The 1,842-nt window shown below is 69.3% G+C and carries 2 protein-coding genes; both read right to left on the bottom strand.

Features of this window, described 5'->3' with window-relative positions; genetic code table 11:
• Positions 1–165: 165 nt before the first annotated feature.
• Positions 166–915, bottom strand: coding sequence for a hypothetical protein (locus tag B1A87_RS22605; RefSeq protein ID WP_144275962.1), 750 nt, complete (start codon positions 913–915; stop codon positions 166–168).
• Between the two features lie 103 nt (positions 916–1,018).
• On the bottom strand, positions 1,019–1,842 hold an 824-nt coding region (locus B1A87_RS22600), incomplete at its 5' end, for a ComEA family DNA-binding protein (protein ID WP_313902518.1).

The raw sequence follows: 1,842 nt of genomic DNA, 5'->3' as shown, positions 1-1,842 counted from the left end.
GCACCTGTCTCTTATACACATCTAGATGTGTATAAGAGACAGCCACTGCCGTGCGCACGACGACGGCGGGCTCGCCCGTCGTCGGGCCCTGCCCCGGCCGGGTGGCCTGGCGCAGACGGACGAGGTGTTCCTTCAGCCACAGCCAGGCTGCCGGTTCGCGGTCGATCACGGCACCTGTCTCTTATACACATCTAGATGTGTATAAGAGACAGGATCAGGGGGCCGCAGCTTGCCCGTCGCCCGGACCAGCCGGCCCGGGACCGCATGCTCCCAGTCCTGTCCTCCCATGATGACTATTGCGGCCTCCGCCCGGAGCAGTCGGCCACCGGTGTTGAGTGTCTTGACCATCGCTGTCACCGCCCAGCGCTCTGCGAGGGGGGAACCGCCTGGCACTTTGAGCGCTCGAGGGGCGCCGGTGATTTCCACCTCCGCCACCACGGAGGCGTGTGCGGCGATGGCCCCTGCCACGGGACCGTCATGCCTCTGCGCGGCGGACACGGCCGAATGCGCCGCCGCGGCAGCGGCCAGGACCATGGCTGCCGCGACGGTCATCAGGAAGCTCCGCGGGAGGCGGCCTCCGGCGCCTCGCCTCAGCAATAGCACGAGGAGCAGTCCCGCCCCCGCGGCACACCCGCAGCACACGGCCAGCAGCCCGACGGGTGTAAGCCACGGACCCGCAACCGTTGCGATCCACACCAGCAGTGCGGCGGGCGCCAGGCGGACGTCAACGCGCCGCCGCAGCAGGCCGGCGGCAGCCGTCTTCGGCTCATCCGGGACGAGCCGCTGCAGGACCATTTCGCGAAGTCCGTGCAGGACGGCTGCTTCCCTGCGGCTGGGATCGGCCGTGCCTGCTGCCGGGAATGTCCCCTGCGTCCTTCCGTCGGGTCGGATCGGGTCTGCAGTGCTACTGCGCACGGAGGCCGCGCTGGCGGAGGGCCTGCCGGTGGCGTCCGGACTGACTGCCGCCTCGACGTATCTGTGCCACCGGCTTCTGGCACCTCCACTGTTGCCGTCCATCTCAGACGGTCACCAGCGGAAGCAGTGTTTCGAGCATTTTGGGACCCACCCCGTCCACGGCGTCGAGTTCCTCGACGGTCTTGAACGGACCGTGCTCCTTGCGCCAGTCAACGATGCGCTGGGCCAGCACCGGGCCGACCTTTGGCAGCTCCGCGAGTTCTTCGGCTCCGGCACTGTTCAAATTCACCTTTCCGCCGGACCGGCCGCCTGTCGCCCCGGAGGTTGCCGGGCCCGTCCCTGCTCCGTCGGGCGGCACGGCGTCCGGAGCCCCATCGGGCGGGGTGGCTTCACCACGGCCGGGCACGTAGATTTTCTGGCCGTCCTCCAGCACGGACGCGAGGTTGAGCCGGTTCAGGTCAGCTGCCGGAGCGGCGCCGCCGGCTGCCGCAATGGCCTGGTGGACCCGGCTGTTTCTGGGAAGCTCCACGATGCCAGCCTTCTTGACGGCACCGGCCACGTGCACCACCACGGTACCTGCGGAGTCCCCTGCCTCGCCGCCGCCAGCCCCGGCCGGGCCATCGCCGCCGGCTCCCGCGGTACCTGAAGGAGCCGCCTTGGCGGCATCGCTTGTGACGGCGCTCAGCGGCATGACTTCAGGACCGGCGGTCGCGACCCTCCACCAGAACCAGCCGCCGGCGAGCAGCGACAGGACCCCCAGCAGCACCGCCGCGCGAATGCCGAGCCGCCATCTGAGCCGGGCATCGGCCGTGCGGTCCTCCGGACCCGGGTCCGGTCCGGATCCCGGCCCGTTTCCGTAGGTGAACCCGTTGCCGTCCCCCGTGTCCAGTAGCTGTCTCTTATACACATAGATGTGTATAAGAGACA

Source organism: Arthrobacter sp. KBS0703, assembly GCF_002008315.2.
Classification (GTDB): domain Bacteria; phylum Actinomycetota; class Actinomycetes; order Actinomycetales; family Micrococcaceae; genus Arthrobacter.
The sequence above is the reverse complement of the archived record's forward strand: the minus strand, read 5'-3'. Positions and strand labels throughout refer to the sequence as shown.